The sequence below is a fragment of the Polaromonas sp. genome, from assembly GCF_036676035.1.
GTDB lineage: Bacteria > Pseudomonadota > Gammaproteobacteria > Burkholderiales > Burkholderiaceae_C > Polaromonas.
Window position 1 is genome coordinate 1 of sequence record NZ_JAKFDR010000122.1, and the last position, 3,881, is coordinate 3,881.

The following is a 3,881-nucleotide window of genomic DNA, read 5'->3' on the forward strand; positions in this document are numbered from 1 at the left end:
CGACCAGCCGGTGATCAAGCGTTTCGGCGTGCGCCTGGAAACCCGCAGCAACCGGGTGACCCGCCGCGACTACGACTTCGAAAAGCCCAAGCTGCTGCTGGAGGCCGCGGCCAACAGCGCGTTTGTCCCGGACCTCGAGGACTACGACTACCCCGGCCGCTTCGTCGACCGCGCGCGCGGCAAGCACCTCAGCCAGCGCGCCCTGGAACGCCACCGCCACGACTACCAGCTGGCCACAGGCGAGAGCGACCAGCCGCTATTGGTCAGCGGGCACTTCCTCGCCCTCAGTGATCATCCACGCAGCGACTGGAACGACCTCTGGCTGCTCACCGAAATCCACCACCAAGGCAAACAGCCGCAGGTATTGGAGGAATCCATTACTTCAGGCGACACCATACAATCCCCCTCTCCCCACCGGGGAGAGGGCCGGGGTGAGGGGAAAACAGGCGCCACCGATTTCCACCAAGGCTACCGCAACCGCTTCCGCGCCACCCCCTGGACGGTGCCCTACCGCCCCAATCTGGAACACCCCAAGCCGCGCATCCTCGGCAGCCAGAGCGCGGTGGTCACCGGCCCGGCCGGCGAAGAGATCCACTGCGACCAGTACGGCCGAATCAAGGTGCAGTTCCACTGGGACCGCCACGGCCAGGCCGACGACACCACCAGCTGCTGGCTGCGCGTCGCCTCCAGCTGGGCCGGCGACCGCTACGGCGCCATCGCCATCCCGCGCATCGGCATGGAAGTGCTGGTGACCTTCCTCGAAGGCGACCCCGACCAGCCGCTGGTGACCGGCTGCCTGTACCACGCCGAACACCTGGTCCCCTACGAGCTGCCGGCGAACAAGACCCGCACGGTATTCAAGACCCTCAGTTCACCCGGCGCTGGCGGCTACAACGAACTGCGCATCGAAGACAAGAAAGGCGCCGAGCAGATCTACATCCACGCCGAGCGCGACTGGGACGAGAACATCGAGCACGACCAGAAGATCCGAGTCGGCAACGAGCGCCACGACACCGTCGAGGCCAACAGCTACAGCGAATTCAAAGCCGAAGAACACCGCACCACCCACGCCGACCGCAAAAGCGAGATCAAGGCCAACGACCACCTCAGCGTCGGCAACAACCAGCACATCAAGATCGACAGCGGCCAGTTCATCCACGCAGGCAACGAGATTCACCTGTCCAGCGGCATGAAGGTGGTGCTCGAAGCCGGCAGCGAACTGACCTTCAAAGCCGCCGGCAGCTTTATCAAGCTGGACGCCGGCGGCATCACCCTGGTCGGACCGCTGGTCAAGCTCAACTCCGGCGGCGGGCCGGGCAGCGGCTCGGGGGCGGCGCCGGTCTTGCCAGGCTTGGTCAAGCCGGCGGATGCAGACAAGGCCGGCCTGCCATTGGAAGCACTGGTCAAACAGAACCTGCTGTTTCGCAGCACCCAAGCTGGCGTGTGTGAGATCTGCGAGGCAGCCAAGGCTTCAGCGGGAGACGAAGCATGAAGGTTCCGGATACCGGTAACGGAGCGGTTCTGCTCGACGGCGCCCGCTATGAGAACGCCTTTGCCTGGCTCTACCAGCATTTCCCAGACGCTCAGCCCCGGCCGTTGTTGCTTGGCACGCCCTACGAGCCAATCGCCGACGCAGGCCCCATCCTGCTGGATGCGCCCACCGGCAGCTCGGCCTACGAGGCCTGGAGAAGCGGCGACCAGGTACTGGACGGCATCTGGCTGGAGAGCGATACACCAGCGGATGACCTCTACCGGATCCTGCAACGCCGGTTGCGGGTTTTCGCACCGAATCGCCGCGAACTCTGGCTGCGCCTGGGCGATGCCCGCCCGCTGCATCGTGCCTGGCTGGGCAAGGCGCAGTGGCCGGACGGCTTCTGGCACCGTATCCAAGGCATCTGGCTTCGCCACCAAGCCAGCATCATCTGCGCCTGGCACAATGACCAACCGCAAATGGACCTGGCGCCCGCCGACCAGGGCATCGTCGCGCAGCTGACACTGGACTGGCCCCTGCTGGAAGCACTGGCGAGCGAGGACGACACGACACAGGAAGTGAACACATGACTGCACAGGCCCCCAGCTCATCCAAACTGACCCCCGTCGCCTGTCCATTGCTCAGCGCGGTGTTGCCGCTGCGCTACGCCCTCGGCCCGACGCTGGCCGTGGACACCAGCGCCTATGGCCTACCGCCGGTGCAAGGTGGCTTTCCCGCTATCGGCGACTATTTCCAGAGTCTCGAGGGACGGCCGCTGAACTACACCGCGCGCCTGCTGCGCGATGGCTGGCTGTATGTCTGGCAGAGCGGCCTGAAAAAGCTCACCGAATACCGCGTCAACCAAGCGGCCCTGACGCAGACAGCGCGCGCCGGCAAAGTCATAGACGGGCGTAGCCTGCCCTACCTGCTGCTTCCCGCGGGCGAGAAAGCCATGCTGGCCTGGTCGCCCAGCCAATGGAGCGATGCGCAGTTCGCCGCGGCCAAGGACAAGTCGGCGGTGCGCCAACGGGTAATGCGCGAAATCAGTCCCGGTGCCGCGCCCTACAGCGGCCAGGCCCGCACCATCCATGAACGCATCGGCGACTACATGGACGCCGATTGGTACGGCTGGAGCTGCGAGCCCTCCACCGCCCACCGTCCCGCCTGGCCGCGTCTGCTGGACGACATGCAGCGCTGTGAACAGCAGGCCTATGCCCTGATCGACGATCCCTGGAGCGTTCTGCTCGACCTGGCCGAACTGATCCGCGCCCGCCAGCAGGCCTTCAACGTCACCCGGGAAATACGTGGCGAAGACTGGGCCATGGCCGGTGTGCTCAAGTCCCTGGCCGAGAGCGACCGGCAAATTTCCGGGCAATTGCGCGGCATAACGGACTACCCGAAGCTGAGCGCCGCCTGGCAGGAACAGACTCGAGAAGAGGACAACCACAGCGCCGACGTCCGTCGCCTCAGCAGCCTGTGGGCGGACTGGTTCAACACCTTGGCGAAGACCGGGCCGGCCAGCCTCGACACCGCCTGCGGCCACTTCGACATCAGCCTGCCCAGCGCCCGCACGACGCTGGAACTGCATTTCGCCGCCACCTGCCTCGGCCCATCGGCCACCAGCCTGGGCGCCAAGGCCATCGCCAGTGCCTTGACGCCCCAGGAACAAACCGGCAAGCCCTGGCTGCTGTGGTCACTGCTGGGATTGGGCAAACGCCTGGGCGTGGGGGAAATCAACGCGCTGACCGGGCTCGCCGACGGAGTGAAGAGCAACGGTTCCGCCCTACTGGACGAAGCCCGCAAATTGGCGGAACTGCTCAACCAGGCGGCGGACAAGCTTGCGAAGCATGCCCAGGGCTCGGTGATGGATGCCTTGTTCACCGCCCTGGCGCCCGTAGCGGGTCTGGGCCTGCAGCGCACCAATGAAGCCGCCAAAGCCGCGGGCCAACTGTACCTGGCGGCAGCGCTGGCGCGCAGTCAACAGCGCCTGGCAGTCGAAATTGTCAGCCGGCGGCAACTGGGCGAATGGATGAGCGACCTGATGGGCACGCGACCCAAACTGCCCGCCCGCTTCAAACCCACACAACTGAGCAATGCCATACAGGACGCCCTGCCGTTCTTCCGCCTGCTGCCGGCGACCAAGGACCTGCCCGCCCTGACCGGCCATCTGGCGGCGGATGTCGGCCTGAAAGATATGCTCGGTCTCAGCAAGGGAGCTCTGGAAAAGGCGCCGCTCAAGTGTCTGGTGGCGTTGGTGGCAGGGGTGAATTTTGTGTGGGGTGGGGTGCAACTAACTGACAAGCAGTCAGGAAAGAACTGGCTGAGTTTTGTGGGGGGAGCTTTTGGAATTTCTTCTGCAATAACAGCTACCTTACAGAAAGTCGCCGAAGTTGATTGGGAGACTTCGGTC

Annotated in this window: 3 protein-coding genes; all 3 read left to right on the forward strand. The window is 65.0% G+C overall.

The window, feature by feature from the left end:
* Positions 1 to 1,492, forward strand: a 1,492-nt coding sequence (gene tssI / locus V6M61_RS19145) for a type VI secretion system tip protein TssI/VgrG (protein WP_332778192.1), incomplete at its 5' end; no start/stop codon positions are given.
* Positions 1,489 to 2,061 carry a DUF4123 domain-containing protein gene (locus V6M61_RS19150; protein WP_332778193.1) on the forward strand — a complete coding sequence of 191 codons (573 nt, stop codon included), beginning with the start codon at positions 1,489 to 1,491 and terminating at the stop codon, positions 2,059 to 2,061. The genes tssI and V6M61_RS19150, both read left to right, overlap by 4 nt.
* Positions 2,058 to 3,881: toxin VasX (locus V6M61_RS19155; protein ID WP_332778194.1), on the forward strand; the 1,824-nt coding region annotated here is incomplete at its 3' end. The genes V6M61_RS19150 and V6M61_RS19155, both read left to right, overlap by 4 nt.

Bases quoted from the DNA above. Each gene is read 5' to 3' on its own strand.
- V6M61_RS19150 (WP_332778193.1), top strand. From the start codon at position 1,489: ATGAAGGTTCCGGATACCGGTAACGGAGCGGTTCTGCTCGACGGCGCC.